Source organism: Pseudoalteromonas translucida KMM 520 (assembly GCF_001465295.1).
GTDB classification, from domain to species: Bacteria; Pseudomonadota; Gammaproteobacteria; order Enterobacterales; family Alteromonadaceae; genus Pseudoalteromonas; species Pseudoalteromonas translucida.
The window spans coordinates 95,474-112,982 of record NZ_CP011035.1 but is presented as its reverse complement, the minus strand read 5'-3'; the positions used below and the strand labels follow the sequence as shown (position 1 = coordinate 112,982).

12 protein-coding genes are annotated in these 17,509 nt (G+C 39.7%); 7 read left to right on the top strand and 5 right to left on the bottom strand.

Annotated features, from left to right (window positions below):
* Positions 1-134: 134 nt before the first annotated feature.
* Positions 135-1,601 carry a dGTPase gene (gene dgt, locus PTRA_RS16095; protein WP_058374698.1) on the top strand — a complete coding sequence of 489 codons (1,467 nt, stop codon included), beginning with the start codon at positions 135-137 and terminating at the stop codon, positions 1,599-1,601.
* A 69-nt stretch (positions 1,602-1,670) separates the two neighbouring features.
* A complete protein-coding gene (locus PTRA_RS16090) occupies positions 1,671-3,221 on the top strand; it encodes a hypothetical protein (protein WP_058374697.1) in 1,551 nt (516 codons plus the stop codon).
* 281 nt (positions 3,222-3,502) lie between these two features.
* Here PTRA_RS16090 and gshA read toward each other — a convergent pair whose 3' ends face one another.
* A complete protein-coding gene (gene gshA / locus PTRA_RS16085; protein WP_058374696.1) occupies positions 3,503-5,020 on the bottom strand; it encodes a glutamate--cysteine ligase in 1,518 nt (505 codons plus the stop codon).
* 585 nt (positions 5,021-5,605) lie between these two features.
* On the opposite strand from gshA, the gene PTRA_RS16080 reads away from it, so the two are divergent.
* On the top strand, positions 5,606-7,333 hold the full coding sequence (locus PTRA_RS16080; RefSeq protein ID WP_058374695.1) for a potassium/proton antiporter: 1,728 nt from the start codon (positions 5,606-5,608) through the stop codon (positions 7,331-7,333).
* Positions 7,334-7,424: 91 nt separating this feature from the next.
* On the opposite strand, the gene PTRA_RS16075 is transcribed toward PTRA_RS16080, so the two are convergent.
* Complete coding sequence (locus PTRA_RS16075) at positions 7,425-8,312, bottom strand: LysR substrate-binding domain-containing protein (protein WP_058375144.1); 888 nt, start codon at positions 8,310-8,312, stop codon at positions 7,425-7,427.
* 144 nt (positions 8,313-8,456) lie between these two features.
* On the opposite strand from PTRA_RS16075, the gene PTRA_RS16070 reads away from it, so the two are divergent.
* The 4 genes from PTRA_RS16070 (at position 8,457) to PTRA_RS16055 (ending at position 13,978) form a co-directional block, all read left to right on the top strand.
* Positions 8,457-8,912 (top strand): DoxX family protein, encoded by a 456-nt coding sequence (locus tag PTRA_RS16070; protein WP_058374694.1) that lies wholly within the window; start codon positions 8,457-8,459, stop codon positions 8,910-8,912.
* Between the two features lie 77 nt (positions 8,913-8,989).
* Complete coding sequence (locus PTRA_RS16065) at positions 8,990-9,940, top strand: glutathione S-transferase family protein (protein WP_058374693.1); 951 nt, start codon at positions 8,990-8,992, stop codon at positions 9,938-9,940.
* Between the two features lie 210 nt (positions 9,941-10,150).
* The gene (locus tag PTRA_RS16060) at positions 10,151-11,131 is read left to right on the top strand and encodes a YecA family protein (RefSeq protein WP_058374692.1); all 981 of its coding nucleotides are present in this window, start codon (positions 10,151-10,153) and stop codon (positions 11,129-11,131) included.
* Between the two features lie 1,305 nt (positions 11,132-12,436).
* Entirely contained in the window at positions 12,437-13,978 is a 1,542-nt protein-coding gene (locus tag PTRA_RS16055; RefSeq protein ID WP_058374691.1) for a DNA cytosine methyltransferase, read from the top strand.
* 7 nt (positions 13,979-13,985) lie between these two features.
* Here PTRA_RS16055 and PTRA_RS16050 read toward each other — a convergent pair whose 3' ends face one another.
* The 3 genes from PTRA_RS16050 to PTRA_RS16040 are packed head-to-tail and all read right to left on the bottom strand — an operon-like array spanning position 13,986 to position 17,438.
* A complete protein-coding gene (locus PTRA_RS16050) occupies positions 13,986-14,720 on the bottom strand; it encodes a hypothetical protein (RefSeq protein ID WP_058374690.1) in 735 nt (244 codons plus the stop codon).
* Positions 14,713-15,516: a hypothetical protein gene (locus tag PTRA_RS16045; protein WP_058374689.1), complete on the bottom strand. Its 804-nt coding sequence runs from the start codon at positions 15,514-15,516 to the stop codon at positions 14,713-14,715. Before PTRA_RS16045 ends, PTRA_RS16050 begins: the two co-directional genes overlap by 8 nt.
* Positions 15,513-17,438, bottom strand: a complete 1,926-nt coding sequence (locus PTRA_RS16040) for a hypothetical protein (RefSeq protein ID WP_058374688.1) — start codon at positions 17,436-17,438, stop codon at positions 15,513-15,515. The genes PTRA_RS16045 and PTRA_RS16040 overlap by 4 nt, the downstream gene beginning before the upstream one ends.
* Positions 17,439-17,509 lie beyond the last annotated feature (71 nt).

The following is a 17,509-nucleotide window of genomic DNA, read 5'->3' as shown; positions in this document are numbered from 1 at the left end:
AAAACCTGCTTTGTTATTCGATCTTAAAGCAATATATTAATTTAAGATACAAACTGATAGATTAAACCAAATTAATGAAAAACCTATGACGATGCGCTAAAACTATGCCTGTCATCAGCTTACAAAAGGACAAGATGATGATCGATTTTAGTAAAAAAATAACCCCCGCACGTATGTATCGCACTACCGCTAACTTACAAATGGCACTAGAGAGCGATCGGGGCCGAATTATAAACAGCGCCGCTATTCGTCGCCTACAACAAAAAACCCAAGTGTTTCCGCTAGAGCGCAACGCCGCGGTACGTTCACGCCTTACCCACTCGTTAGAAGTACAACAAGTAGGGCGCTTTATAGTACAACGTATTTTTGCATCACTAAGTTATCAGCAACAGCAAGACTACGGGCTCACCGAGCTAGAGCGGCCGTTAGAAAGCCTAGTTGAAATGGCCTGCCTAATGCACGATATAGGCAATCCGCCGTTTGGTCACTTTGGTGAAGCCGCCATAAACCATTGGTTTAATAATAATTTAGCAAGTGTAACGCCCGAGCGCTGTAAACAGCCTAACTCTGGTATTGGGGTTGTTTTTAAAAGCCTAGCACACGACATTTGCAGCTTTGAAGGCAACGCCCAAGGCATACGTATTATTCATTCATTACAATTACTTAATTTAACCTACAGCCAAAGTGCCGGTATTTTAAAGTATACCCGCCCTGCAGCGCTCGACAAAAAAGAGATACCACAAAATAAAAGCTATTTAATGAAAAAGGTTGGTTACTACTACAGCGAAAAAAACTTTGTAGAGGCACTACAAACTGAGCTTGAAATTCAGCCGTATTGCCGCCACCCCGCAAGTTATATTATGGAAGCCGCCGATGATATTTCCTATTGCATAGCCGATATAGAAGACGCCGTAGAAAAAGACATAATAAGCACCGAGCTATTATGCCAAAAGCTTAAAAGTCATTATACAAAAGTACTTATAAACCTCACTATCGACGACTGCCAACATCAAGATTTTGTAAATAAAGCCGTAGACTACGCACTTGAGCGTGCCCGCGCACAACCTTATAATTTTAATAGTGAATTTTTTATATACTTACGCGTAGCGCTGCTGCATCCGTTAGTTAATCATGCGGCTAAACGCTTTATTAAACATATAGAACCCATTTATCATGGCGATTTTAACCAAGCACTACTTGAGGATCGCAGCTATTTACACGCACTCACCATAACCCTTAAACAAGTGGCGCTTGAGTATGTATTTTCGAACAAAGAAGTAGAAAAACTCGAACTACAAGGCTATCGTATTATTAACGGCCTGCTCGATTGCTACAAACCACTGCTATTATTAAGCAGTGACGATTTTAAACGTGCGCTCAATGGCGACTCGCGCTTATTAATAGAATCGCGACTGGTTAAAAAGCTTTCTAAAAAGCACTTAAACAGCTATCAGCACGCCATAGATGCTATGCAAGAAGAGCCTGATCACTTTACCGCCTATGAGTTTTATTACCGCTGCCGGTTAATTCAAGATTATATAAGCGGCATGACCGATCAATTTGCCTACGACGAATATCGCAGTCTAATGGTAATTGAGTAGCCCACAGTAGATATATTTTAAATTAGCGCTTAAAATCAAACTATTGATGCTTAAGCGCTACTGACCTTTATGATAAAAATACTCACACGCCTGACCCTTTGTGTTGCCCTATTTTATAGCTTTAATAGCGCAGCCTATAACCAAGCTATGTGCATACTTATAAAACAAGAAATGCAGCAGCACAGTAATAATAAAACGGGCCGCAGCTACCGTAATGCCGCGCGCGACTATAATAAAAATTGCAATAAGCCGGTAGTAACACCAACCCAGCCAAAACCGCATACTATTGTTAACGATCCAGAGCCCCAGAACGCACTGCGTGAGCTTATTACTGAGCCGGTTACTGAGTCTATTCCAACGCCTATTGTTGAGCCTTTAAAAACACACTCTGAGGCAAACAATACCGCTAGTATTAATACCGAGCCACAAGCAAACCCTAGTCAAACAAGCCAAGTAACGACTGATGAACCCGTTGCCAATATAAAAAGCTCGGATGTAAAAAGCACTGATATAAAAAATCCGGCGGCTGAAAGTACACAGGCAAACGCTACAGAAGTAAGCGCAGATCCCATCGCAGCTGCGCAAAAACCAGCGAGTGTAAAACCTGCGCCAGTATCAAAAATAAACAGCGAAAGCGCCGCCTCACTACTGCTACCCAGCTTATTATTATTGCTAATAGTACTTATTGGGGTAATGGTTTTAGTACGCATGCGCCGAGCTAAACAAAGTAATTCTGATGTGGCAACAGTACTGCCAACTAGCCCAGCTGCTACCACATCCGTTACTAAACAAGTAACTGAACAAGTAACTAAATCGGCAGTTAAATCGACAGTTAAGCCAAGCCCTAGCGCCGTAAATATACAAAATACGACAACAGCACAACCTGCGGCTGAGCCGGTTTCAATGCAGCAAATTGATGCGGCATTGGCAAAACCACAAGCAAGTACTAGCGAGCCAGAAACCGTAGCTAAAACAGCCAATACAACATTTAGTAATGAAAAGCCCAAAACAAAACCAGAGCCCAATACCGCGGAGTTTGAAGCCGCGGCTAAAAACACCTTAGAGCGAATCAAAAATGCCAGCGACTTTGCCGAGCCAGAAGTACGCATGTTCGATCCCGATGCACCACTGCCTACTAAAAAGCAGCGTCAGCAACAGGTTACTCAACAAGCGCCAGCAGCAATTAATAATCAAACGCCAGCTCAAAATACAATTGAGCCCGCTAATATCAGCCCAGAGCCTATTATTGCGCAGCAACCAACAACAAATATACACTCCCCTGTAAACAGCAGCACAGAGCAAGCAACTTCATTTAATACCGAGCCCGAATTTAAAGAGCCCGAAGTGCGTACATTTGATCCCGATGCACCGCTACCAGGCAGTAAAGCAAAGCCTGTAATAAAAGCAGATACAAACCAACAGCCAAAACCAATAGCTGAGCCTAAAGCGCAAAATGTGCAAATAGACAACAGCAACCCATTTGCCAACCTATCGCTGGATGATAGCTGGGATCCAAATTCAACTAAAAAGCCAGAAATAGCGCAGAAAAAACGCGAACCTAAATCTCAAGCCCTGATCGAAGCCGAGCAGCGTGCTAAAAATATGCAAACTAAAGAATAGAGTTACAGGTTTTATACATTAGTTAGGTAAATATCAATATGGGTTTCAAAAAGTGAGTAACCCCATTCGGGGTTTACTTTTATTATTGTGGTTTATTAATTTCGGCCAGGGGATTAAGGCTTAATTGTAAAGGATGCGATATAAAACCGCACCTACAAGTAAATCCAAGTACCAAGCTTGGTAGGGCGTGTTGACCTTGATACGGCCCTGTTGCGGTTTACTTTATCGGGGTCGTATCATCTATCTAAAAGCTAAAGGCCAACACCTAAAGCTGTCTTTTGCTAAACCTTGCCCTCTAACTTTTGCTGCTCTGCGTGTGATGAGCTTACAAGCTGTTTAAAGTAATCGCTCTGTGCTGCGCTCAGTGGCATTTTTTTCCATTGTGCAGTGAGCTCAGTGGCGCGTTGCCCTACCCAGTCACTGTGATCCTGATTATTAGCGATAAGCTGCGTCATCATAAGCCCTGATGGCGTTAGCTCTGGCTGTTGTAATAATGGCTTATAGTGTTGTATCGCCTCGCTGTAGCCGCTATCAGCGTGATCAAGTAGCCCTGCTATAGCATCTAACTCTGCAAATAGCTGTTCGCTCCAAGCACTGCGACTAAGCTCACCATTAGCTGTTTCTAGCAGTAAATCAGGGCATCGCCCCTGCTCGGTCACACGGGTGTGATTGCGTGCTAAACGCTGTTGTTCTTGCTCGCCAATTTCGGGGCTATCTTGTAATAAGCAAAACAGTAAAAATGTATCTAAAAAGCGAATTTGAGTGTCGTCAATACCTAGCGCCAACATAGGGTTAATATCGAGATTACGTACTTCTATGTATTCAACCCCGCGCTCGTTCATAGCCTGCAGTGGTGTTTCACCCGCGTGAGTAACACGTTTAGGGCGAATATCACTGTAGTATTCGTTTTCAATTTGTAAAATATTATCGTTTAGCTGACGTTTTTCACCATTTACCTCAACCCCTATACGCGTATAAGGTGCATGTGGCGTGTGAAGCGCTTGTGTTAAATCGCGGCTATATTCAGCTAAGCTATTGGTACTTACATTTAAACTCGCTTGGGCATCGTTTTGATAGCCAAAACCACTCATTCGCAACGAAGTAGCATAAGGCATATAAAGCGTATCGTTGCCCAAACTGGCTAACTGATGCGCACGGCCATCAACAAACGAGCGGCTTAACGCCGGAGATGCACCAAATAAATAAAGTAATAACCAACCATAGCGACGAAAATTACGGATCAGCGCAAAATACTGAGCAGAGCGAAAATCTGCAAGCGAGTCTTGGTTACCCTGTAGAGTTTGATACCCCTGCCAAAAGCTATCTGGTAATGAAAAATTAAAATGAATACCCGCAATACTTTGCATAATACGCCCGTAGCGCATATCTAGCCCACGACGGTAAGTGTGCTTCATTTGTCCTTGCACCGAGCTACCATATTGAGCAATGGGCACACTATCATTACCTTGAAGCGCACAGGGCATACTCGCTGGCCATATATGTTGTGCGGTTAATTCTGTGGCAGTATAACGGTGCAATTGTTGTAAAAAGTCGAGTGTGTGATCAATACTTTCACCTGCAGGCGTAATAAATTCCAATAACGACTCTGAGTAATCTGTAGTGATATGAGGATGAGTCAGCGCCGAGCCTAAACTATACGGATGAGGGTTTTGTGCCAATAAACCGTCTGTAGTTACGCGTAAAGCTTCTTTTTCTATACCCCTTTTAATATGCGCCAATGATTGGATCAAATCAGCATTGGCTAACTGTGTTAGGCGTGGAGTTAGGGATAACGTCATAAAAACCTCTGTAATAATTCAGTCAATCAGGCGTTGCCCTGATGCTTTTTACTAGTGCTGTTTTCGCGCCTTAAACCTAAGCATACGATTACTGTGCTAGTAAAAATAAGTAGAGCATTATATTTCTTATGAATTAATAAATAATCCCTTCATTGTGTAAATCACTTTTACTAAGTGGTAATAGTGCCCAAAGGCGAAGTGCAAATTTAAAAACAATTTAAATGGTTAAAAGCTAAAAGGTAAGGTGAAGCAAAACTCTCACTTTGAATATTGAACCTAAAGCGCGAGCTAAAATTACATCTAAAAACGGCCTTTTCACACTGAGTTTGGCAAGTTTTTAGCAGATCGCTGATACCTGCTATTTATGACGCCGATCCTCCCTATTTAATGAAAATAATGCTACAATATCAAAAGCTAAAAAACATTTTTGTGTAAACAAACCCATGTTTAACATCGCTTATTATTTTACCTATTAAAATGAAAACCAGTTCATACTTAGCAGCAGAGTAACTACTATCCCATACTCTAGTGCGTAATTTACAATAACGACCTAACCCAGCCCTTAGCTATAAATGAGAATAATATATGTTTTTTATTGATCAAATAATATTGTTAGCCGCGGTATTAATTTTACTGGGTATTGTATCCAGTAAATTATCAGCTCGTCTCGGTTTGCCCGTACTGGTAATGTTTTTAATGGTCGGTATGCTCGCTGGTGAAGATGGTCCCGGTGGCATATTTTTTGATAATGCTGCAGCGGCACACTCTTTAGGTACGCTCGCATTAGCGATGATATTATTTGATGGCGGCTTACAAACGCCCTTAAAAGCGATAAAAAAAGTCTGGAAACCCGCCTCCGTATTGGCCACCCTTGGAGTACTTATTACCAGCGCAGTCACTGGGGTTGCTGCCGCATACATGCTTGATATTCCTTTGCTACAAGGCTTATTGTTTGGCGCTATTGTAGGCTCAACCGATGCCGCGGCCGTATTTGCGCTGCTGCGTAATGCCGGTATTCATTTAAACACCAAACTAAAAGCCACCCTCGAAATAGAAAGTGCCTCAAACGACCCCATGGCAATATTTTTAACCGTAGGCTTACTCGAAGTGTTAGTAAACGACATGAAGCTAGGCACAGGCCTGTTACTCATGTTTGTATCACAAATGGGTTTAGGCGCATTAGTCGGCTTAGCCGTGGGTTGGATCTCCGTTAAATTAATTAATAAAATTCAATTAGTCGCTACTGGTTTGTATCCGGTATTGGTTGCAGCGTGTGGTTTACTCTCATTTGGTATTACCGCAAACATTGGTGGTAGCGGATTTTTAGCGGTATTTATTACCGGTGTGGTTATTGGCAATAGCCGCTTTGTGTTTCAGCGCAGTACGTTTTTATTCCACGACGGGTTAGCTTGGTTAGGTCAAATTACCATGTTCGTGGTGTTGGGCTTATTAATAAACCCAACCTCGTTATTAGATGTGTGGTTTGAGGGACTGATCATTGCATTAGTGCTTATATTTATTGCTCGCCCTTTGGCGGTTATTCCGGTGTTAGCGCTATTTGGCTTTAAAGCACGTGAAATCACCTTAGTGTCTTGGGTTGGCCTGCGCGGTTCAGTACCTATTATTTTAGCAATATTCCCTCTTATGTTTGGCCTACCTGGCGCCGAACTCATTTTTAACGTGGTATTTTTTGTGGTGTTAATTTCAGCCACACTGCAAGGCTCAACGCTTGCTTTTATGGCCCGCAAACTAAAACTTACTTTACCACCGCCAGTAACTCCCGCAGCCACGCTAGAGATCACTGCTTTAGGCGATGTTGACGCCGATATTGTTGAATACACCATAGGCAAAATGTCACGCGCTGTTGGCCGTCGTTTATCGCAACTAGCACTACCCGATAGCACAGTAATGGCAATGATCAGCCGTAATAATAATATTATTGCGCCACGCGGCTCTACGTTATTACAAGCAGACGATCAGCTATTTATGGTACTAAAACCGCATACGCGCGAGTTTGTTGACTGTGTTTTTTCGAGCACGATTGATCAAGACATTACCGAGCTTTCGGCAAAAGAGCTAAGAGTTAAAGGCAATACCAGTGTGGCCAGCATAGCCTATTCTTACGATATTCATATTGCTGCTGAACCAAACGATACGCTAGAACAAGTACTAAAAACCTCACTAAACAGCCTACCTAAAGTAGATGACTTTATTGAGCTTGATGACGTAAAACTCACTATTTGTGAAATGGTTGGTGACCGTATTATTACCGTTGGTATTATAATTACCCTAGATGAAAGCCTAGACGAATAAAGGGCTTACCTTAGCTTTTAAATAGTAAATTATATTTACTACAGCTATTAGCTAACAGCCATACACGGCTGTTAGCTTTAAATGCGCAATGTTAAGGTTGTAATAATAGTGAGGTAAGTCGTTGCAACCCTTTACCTTTATTAGTTATTTTCCAGGCTATAAATAGGTCTTGGCAAGGCCGTTTATCGGTTAGCTTTACCTCCACTAACTGCCCCGACACTATATACTGCTCAATTAAACGCTTGGGTAAATAACCAATACCTATACCGGCAATAATAGCCGCAATTTTTTGCGCAACAGAGCTAACAAAAAAGCGCTGGGTGCCCTCTATTATATTTGCCGACCATGGAATTTCTTGCTCTGCAGAGTCGTGTACTATCACACTGCGGTACTGAGCAAGGCTACTCATATCGAGAGGTTGCTGCTGCGTTGCTAACGGGTGTGTGCTATTTACCACAAGTACGCTTTGATACTCGTCTATTTTAACCGCGCGAATGCCTTTTTGGTTCGGCACTGGCGACGGCGCGCCAATAACTAAATCAACTTTGTCTTCAATCAGCACTTCCCAGCTGCCGTTCATTACCTGCTCTTGTACATCTATTTCAATATTTTTATGTTCTGCTAAAAACTGCTCTATACTGGTAAATATCGGTTTTATATCAATAATAGAATCCAAAGCAATACGAATTTTTGGCTCCCAACCATTCGCAATTGTTTGTGTTTGCTCCGACAATGAATTAATCGCCAAAAGCAACTTGCGCCCCTCGGTCAGTAAATGTTTGCCCGCAGGAGTTAGCACAGCACGACGCCCCTGACGCTGAAACAAAGTCACGTTTAATTGCTCTTCTAGCTTTTGTACTATGTAGGATAGCGCCGAAGGCACTTTATTTAATTGCTCTGCGGCTGCCGCATAACTGCCACGATGCTCAATAGCGTCAAGCACCAGTAACGCTTCAATACTAATAGGAGGTGTACTCATGGTTTTTTTCATCCAAATAACAACTGTTCAAATTATTTGAACATATTAAGCAAATAATAGGCATTATTTAATTACAAAACAACAACTACAATGGCTACATACTCAATTAAACATACTTACTTAACATCAATAAGGGTAAAAATTATGACTATTAAAAATATTGCTAACGTTATCACTAAAACTGAACAATCACTGGCTGCAGTACCACTGCGCGTTATTGCAGGTATTATTTTTGCCGCTCACGGTGCACAAAAATTATTTGCATGGTTTGGTGGTTATGGCTTAGAAGGCACAGGACAATGGATGGAATCAATTGGCCTAGCACCAGGGTTTTTAATGGCCTTAATGGCAGGTAGTGCAGAATTTTTTGGTGGCTTATTTTTAATTGTTGGCCTACTAACAAGACCTGCTAGCTTTGTACTGGCTATTACTATGGTTGTGGCTATATTTACCACTCACATTGATAACGGCTTATTTATGAGCAACAACGGTTACGAATTTGGCCTAGCGCTATTAGCAATCACACTGGCTTTAGTTATCCAAGGTGGCGGTAAATTCTCACTTGATAATGTAATTAACCGTAACTTAAACAAAGCGTAATATTGGTTATTTAAAACACACACCGCATAGCTATGCGGTGTGTGTTTATGCATTTACAGCACATTAAGGAGTTAATAATGGGATTAATCGTAGACGGAAAATGGGTTGACCAATGGTACGACACCAAAAAATCGGGTGGTAAGTTTGAACGCCAAGCAAGCCGCTTTACCCAACAAATTTCAAACGCCGCCGATAGCCAATTTAAACCCGAAGCGGGACGTTACCATTTATATGTGTCGCTAGCTTGCCCATGGGCTCACCGCACCATGATAATGCGTAAATTAAAGCAACTCGAAAACGTAATTACACTTAGCGTAGTAAAGCCCGAAATGCTCGAAAATGGCTGGGAATTTGGTGAGCACGGCGATCCGCTTTATAACCTAAATTACGCCTACCAATTGTATTTAAAAGCCGATGCCAATTACGAAGGCCGCGCCACTATTCCTATTTTATGGGATAAAAAAACCCATACTATAGTTAATAACGAATCATCGAATATCATGCGCATTTTAAATACCGCGTTTAACGAGCTAACCGGCAACACCGACGACTACTATCCGCAAGCACTGCGAGCAGAAATCGACAGCGTAAACGAGCGCATTTACAACACAGTAAATAACGGCGTATATAAAGCAGGCTTTGCCACCACGCAAAGTGCTTATAATAGCGCTTACCGTGCATTATTTGAAAGCCTAGACTGGTTAGAGCAACGCCTAGCTAAACAGCGCTACTTAGTTGGTGAGCAAATTACCGAGGCCGACTGGCGCTTATTTACTACTTTAGTGCGTTTTGACGCTGTGTATCATGGCCACTTTAAGTGTAATCAGCAAAAAATTAGCGAATACCCTAACCTATATAACTATGTCACTGAGCTGTACCAAGTACCGGGTATTAAAGACACCATTGACTTGGAATACACCAAAATACACTACTACGCCAGCCACAAAACTATTAACCCCACCGGCGTAGTACCGCTAGGGCCTAAAACACAATTTGAGCAACCGCACAATCGCAACCGCCGGTATTAATCAGGCTTCGAGCTTCGGCAAAATTATGCTGAAGCTCTTAAGTAAGTAAACAGCCAGTAAAAAATTCACAAAGAGGGTATGAGGCGCTGCGCTTTAGAGAAAATAACAATCCACGGTCAGTTTCCAGTTAGCCCTCAGCTCGTAGCTTTTATTTACTAACAAATATAATGATGTAACACTAAACCCATATTGCGCAGAACGAGCTAATAAATGAAACTAGGACGAAACGATCCCTGCCCATGTGGCAGTGGCAAAAAGCACAAACATTGTTGTATGAACACTGCATCTACTAAACAGCATGCACAAATATTTGATGACATAACGCAAACTTTAGCCATGAATCCAGAGTTAAGTTTAGATGAGCTAAACCTTGTTGCAGAACAAACAATAGCTGCGCGAAATAACCAAGCCGATAGTGATTTTTGCGGGCTTTGCCCAACGCAAATATCTAATTGGCTCTATGCCCCGTTCAATGAATTAACAAAAGTTACTTTTAATACTCCAGCAGATTTATCAAGTAGCCCAGTGATGAGCTATTTAGCATTAATATTTACTGAAGCCATGCAACAAGGCGGCTCAATTAAAGCAACGGCTAAAGGCAATTTACCTGCTAAATTAGTCAAGCAAGCCTCTGAGCTACTACCTAACTTTGCTGTTTCTAAATACCCTATCCATATCAGTATTAGTGAATTTTCAGGCAGTAACGAAGATAAGTTTAACGCCCTACACTACACGCGTACTTTGGCTGATGTTGCCGGTATTATTTACTATAAAAGTGGCCATTTTCATATTAAAAAATCGGCGCAAAAGCTGTATCAAACCCAGGGGATTAATGCTTTTTACCTCCCTATGCTCGAAGCCGCCATCATGCAATACAATTGGCGTTACTTCGACAGCTTTACCGATAGCGTGGATCTGCGCGCATTTTGGCTATTTATGCTGTGGCGACTACAAAAACATGCCTCGGTCGAGCAACTAACTGACGAAGTCATTACCGCATTCCCAGCGTTACTTAGTCACGCTCCAGCGTCTCAATACTCAAGCCCGAGTAAGCTATTAGGCAGGCTGATTGAATCTCGATTCATCAATCGCTTTTTAGAATTTTGGGGATTTGTTAGCATCGATCCAAAGCGTAGGGAAAATGCCAATATACAGCCATTGCTAACGCAAACCTTTCAGTTTGCAATTTAGTACCACACATACAATTATTATTCGCCTCACATAATGAGGCGAATAGCATGACTAATTGCCTCATTGCGCTAAGCCCGAAACCTTTAAATTGTAGGCAGGGGCTTACCTCGCGCTTAGGCTTTTAATTGCAAATTTGAGTTATATGTCGCGTTGGCGACGGCAACCAAAGAAAGGCAAACGCTGGTCTCTCTTTGGAATCTCACAGCGCCCCGAGGATCACACTGTTTCTTCAATTGTAATTAATGATATGAACGTAATCAGCGTAGATAGGCCATCCATGGCCAAGCTACGCTTTATCGCGCATTGCCTAAAGGGATTTAGGTACTTGGAATTTGTCGGGAACAAAATTCCGCCATGCGCAGCTTATTACTCATCATTAATTCAATTTCGGGTGTGATCACGGAGTGTTGTCTCAGCGTCAGCCTTCAAATTGTAGGCGGGAGTTTACCTCGCGCTTGAGCTTTTAATTGCAAATATTAGTTATATATCGCGTTGGCGACGGCAACCAAGGGGCGCTCTTTACCAAATTAAAGCGCCGACCGCCCCTTGGAACCCCACAGCGCCCCTCAATTTCACTTATCTTTAAACACTAAATTAATATGAACGTAAACGCGATGAAAGCACATCCATGTGCAAGCATCGCTTTCCTCGCCTCCATGCGAGGTAATTACTCATTAATTATGTGTTTTCAGGTGAAGTTGAAGGGGAGGGTTTCTTAGCATCATCCTTTAATTACTCGCTCGCCTAGTACTTAACTCACACGTTTATACTTAATTACTAGTAACTTAGACGATTAATACTTGTAGCTGTACCGTATTTTAGTAAACTGAATGTTCGCAAACAGGGAGTGGCTTTAATGCAGCAGATTGGTATTTACGAGCAGTTAATTACGCAAGTAATTGAACAAAATTTAAATCGTGATACGATTTTTTAATTGCAAATTATTTATACATATCGCGTTGGCGATGGCAACCAAGGGGTGGATACCGCCGACCGCCCCTTGGAACCCCACGGCGCCCCGAGGATCACACTACTTCCTCAATTCAAATTAATGATATGAACGTAATCAGCGTAGATAGGCCATCCGTGGCCAAACTACGCTTTTCAACAGCATCCATGCTGTAAATTACTCATCATTATTTCAATTTCGGGCGTGATCACGGGGAATTATCTCAGCTTCTGTGTTTAAACTTCTAATAGTGTTGCTAATTTGCTCTATTAGCAGTAGTACTGCTATTTAAAACTTTAAGACCATGTATAAGCCTGGTATCATCCTACGTCATTTAATTATTTAGTAGTAAAGTTATGGTAAACGGTGAAATTCTGGTCATTGATTTATTCGCTGGCCCTGGTGGGCTTGGGGAAGGAATTTCAGCGGCTCAAACTTCTGATGGTAAATTACCTTTTCAAATAGGTATTTCTGTTGAGAAGGATGTCCATGCTCATCAAACTTTAACAACTCGTGCGTTTTATCGTACACTCAAAACCAAATCTCAGTCATTAAATAATTACTATCGTTATCTACATGGTGAAATTACAAGAGATGAGTTATTCAAGCTCCATCCTGATGTTGCAACAGAAGCCAATAAAGAAACTCTAAATGGTGCAAAAGAACTAGGCAAAGACAATAAGCTAATCCATAAACGCATAAAGGAACTCGTCAAAAAGCATAAAGGCCCAAAAGTTCTAATCGGCGGCCCTCCATGCCAAGCCTATTCACTTGCAGGACGTTCACGAAATGCTGGTAACAAAAGTTACATAGCAGAAGATGATGCTCGCCACTTTTTATACAAAGAGTACTTAGAAGTAATTTGCCTAGCGAAGCCTGATATTTTTGTGATGGAAAATGTAAGAGGGATACTTACGGCAAAAGTGAACGGCCAAGTCATGTTTCCGCAAATATTAGAAGATTTGCGCAGCCCTGGCTCAGTAACAAAACACAAAAAAATTCCAAAATATAAAGTCTATTCATTAGTCGTTGATGCTGACAATCCAGAAGACCCACAATACAAAGATTCTGCTGATTTTTTAATTCGTTGTGAGCAATACGGTATACCTCAAGCTAGGCATCGTGTAATTTTACTAGGTGTACGTGAGGATATTAAAGCAACCCCAGAAACACTAAAGCTATGCGAACACCAAGTTACCGTAGAACAAGTTATTAGTGACTTACCAAATTTACGCAGCGGCTTTTCAAAACAAAAAGATAATGCAAAAGATTGGGAAACAGCTGTTACTAAAAATGCAGCTAAATTAAAAGTAATTCTGACAAAGCAATTTAATGAAGAATCAGCAAATAGCTTGAACCTTTTACCAAAAATAGGCTTAACAAGAAAAGAGAAAGCTTTAAGTAACAAAGCTCCTATCATGCCAGAGCCTTTAAAATCTTGGTATATCGATCCAAGCCTTAAAGTAGTTCTAAATCATGAAACTAGAGGCCATATGGTTGATGACTTACTACGTTACTCATACTGTGCAGCATATGCAAAAATCCAAGGTTTATCACCTAAATCTCGTCATTTCCCACAAGAACTAGCCCCGGCCCATGCTAATTGGAATACTGGAACACATTCAGATCGATTTAGGGTTCAAGTTGCCAATAAATATGCAACGACAGTCACAAGCCATATCTCAAAAGATGGGCATTACTTTGTTCATTATGACCCACAGCAGTGCAGAAGTTTAAGCGTACGTGAAGCCGCACGTATACAAACATTTCCTGATAATTATATTTTCGAAGGGACGAGAACTAACCAGTATGTGCAGGTAGGTAATGCTGTGCCACCGTATTTGGCACAGCAGATTGGGGGGGTAATCATTGCCCTTTCAGAAAGAGGGCTTGATTAGCCTCTACTTAATTATTACTTATAAACTTTTCATATTCAGAAGGTAAAAGGGAATTAATGCTAGTTACATCCATTGCATCTACTTTATAATTAAGTGATAACCTTTTTAGCTGTAAAGCAACTCTTCTTGCCCCTCCTTCACCAGCTCTTGATCTTTCTCCATTTTTTAATAATTTACTAGAAATTTTAGAGCCAGTACTAGGCTTTAAGCTATCTTTATTTCTGTCATAATATAAATTACAAATGAAATTAAGTAACTTTTTTGAACGAGTTAAGTATTGACGCCCATTAATTTGCTCAGCTAGCTCGCCCCACACATGCATTTTATTACTGATAAGCATTCTAGAAATATCATGGCCATGCTGCCTATATAGCCTTACAGGCGTTGCAACAGAATGTCTGTAGACTATTCTACCAGGCATATAAATATAGTGTTCTGGTTTACTAAATTTACCATTCTGAATTATTTGTTCAATATATAAGCAACAAATCCAACTCCAAAATTCTGGTTTATTATCGAATAAATCAAAGATATTTGCCGATACAGTTTCATCAAGGTACTTTGCCATCATTAATCTATCTTCAAAACTTTTTGACTCATCAAGAAAAATATCATTTGAAATAACTTGCGAATACTGTTCACCTATCAAAATATCTTTTGGTAACTCTTTAAGCCCTTTACTTTCTATATACTCTCTAAAGATTTGAAGTCCGAACTCATTAAAAACGGAAATATTAATCATTTATTGCTACTCCTATATCTTTTGCAAATTTACTAGCAAACTTTTTCTGAAAACAGTAACTTTCTAATAAATCATCGATAGTGTTTAATAATGAGTAATACTCTCTAGGCTCTTCAAGTAAGTCAGGTATATTTTCGAATTGTATTCCGAATGACTCCAAAAACTTCCCCCAATTGTACTGCCAACAACTTTTATCATATATATCAGCGGCTTTATTAAAAGCTAAATGAACAATACATTCTTTTGTTAGTTCAGGAAGTATACAGCCAAGAATACCTGAATTGTCTTTTACTACATTTTTAATGTTTGGAATTGATTTGTTTAATACCAAAATAGGGTTGGTATCATCAGAAAGTTTAACTTTCCAAATTCTCTGTCCAAGATCTAGAAGCTCTACATTTAGAAGTGAGTTTTCATCTTCTGGCTCATCATTTGAGCGATACTTAAGAGTTTCATTACTCGCGATTATCTGTTGAGCATCATTAAAGATTATCAACCTAAACCCTTTAAGTGAAGCAAAGTCCAGCTCTTCTAGTAATAGGTTTGATGGCTTTTTAAAACTTGATACTGTTCCTAGCTCATACTCTTGCTCAGCATTAGAAGAATAAGCATATAAACTAACTTTTGCAGATACATCTTGTAAATTCATTCCCAATATAACATCTGATAATAATACTAAGTCTAACTCAAAAGCTTCATTACCATCTGAGTCAGTATGTAAAGTAATACTAATTTTATCACTTGGGATTTTTAGTCTTTTTGTTGGATTTGTTGTATGAATTCCACTCAATTTCATAGCTCAATATCCTTATCATTTTCTTGAGTTATTCTGTATTTGACTTTCAATGGTACGCTGCTATTAAATCCTGATATAGAAAACTTGAAATCATTGCTGTTTACTTTTAAAAATATTTTGTTCAAGTCAGCAGATATCACTTCACAATTATTCTCATATACTTTAAATTGATTCAACGCTGAAAAGTCAAAGTCTAGATGAGTATATAGCTTTAGTGGATTACCTTCCGATAAAACATTATCAAAAGCTGCAGTTAACTCTATCTCGAAAGGCACATCTTGCTCTTTGATATACTCAGTAGGGGAAACCATAAAACCATTCACATCAGGAAGGTCTGAAAGAATAATCATTGGCAATTTACTAGGAATAGGCTCTGTAGGAGCTGGGTTTTCGCCTCCTTTATTATCTATATTTTTCTTTTTTTTCTTTTTCTTTCTTGAGAGTTTCTCATCAACTGGAACAGATAATAAACCTACAAGAAATGCCCTATCCTCACTTTCCTCATCATCCAGTAAAAGATTGAATAACTTAGGTAATGATTGACGGACTTTAGCTAAAGTATTCTTAATATTTTTATATTTATCCTCAACCTTACTCTCTTTCGCACTCCATATTAAGTGAGAAGCTTCTTCTGCATTTGCAAGGAACTCAGCCAGATTAGGGCTTCTTTCATCAGCTACAACCAAACCAAAAGCATTTTTACCTGTGTGAATTCTTAATCGTCTTTCTTTTGCTATAAATAAATCAGTCCTGATAAAAGCTTCTTCTGTTTGCTCAATTACTTCAGAACGTTTAAGGTACACATAAAGATTTTCAGTATAGTTATTTCCATTTTTTTCGGAAATATATATGGGTACCTGAATAGCTACTATTTTTTCTTTGTCAAATTTTTTCTTTATTTCCTTTATTGTTTGCTCATCATAAATGTTATAGAAACTATCTTCACTTCCACTCCACCGAACATTTTTTACAGGTGAAAGTATTTTTAAGTTAATACACTGCTCTACAAAGTCTAAAAATTCAGAGGATGGAGCATAGTCATATTTATCTGTAAACTTGTGTGAATTTGCTTTTGCAATTGAGATAAGATTATTTTTATTTATAAGTTTACTGCCAACTTCTATTGCAAGCCTGTTTCTTAAAATAGGAAAATAGAAGTCATGGACAGATGCTTGAATAATAATACTCTCTGTTAATTCTTCTGATGGTTGGGGTATAAAATATACGTTTCCACTATCCAATGTAGATATATCTACACCGAAATTTCTACAAAACTCTTTAATATACTCTTCATCTTCACATGGTAAAGGCTGTTCACTTTTATTATTTGCCCAAAAACCAAAAGTCTCGTAACTTTTATCTTCACATTTATGAGTTCTTGATAAATTAATATTGCCCATTAAAAGTAGTTTTCCATCCTCAGCTCTTTTAGTAACTAAAAAGACACACCTTAATTGTGACAACATGTAATAAATTATCTTTCCTTGGCCTGCCCTTCCGTTTTTAGCCCCTGATTTAGCTTCTAATGCTTCCCCAAAAAAAAAGTTTGCCCAATCGCTATTCTCTGCATCACTATCAGTATATTCACCTTTAAAGCCAGTAGTCCCTTCTTCTCTTATAACCAACATTGTAGGGTTTTCGGAAATACCAGAATAATTAGTTTCTGATGCATTTAAATGCTTATGTATTGGCTTAACGAGCATCTGATATTGTTTAATTGCTTCGGTAGTTTTTATTTTTTCAAAGTTTATAAATACTTTTGCTGGTTCACTTGGATTAATACGGTTATCCAAAATATTTTGGAATAACTCACGTATAAAAATATACCCATCAGCCCAGCCTTCAACCTTAAAATTATTAACCAACGACTTTCTACCTCGTCGGCTTCTTTGGGTCAGCTCATCTATAATCCACGTTAACATAAAATATTCCTTAATTTTAAAAAATAACAAGTTCTAAGAGAAAGTAATTTACTAATACTTAATAAACAATT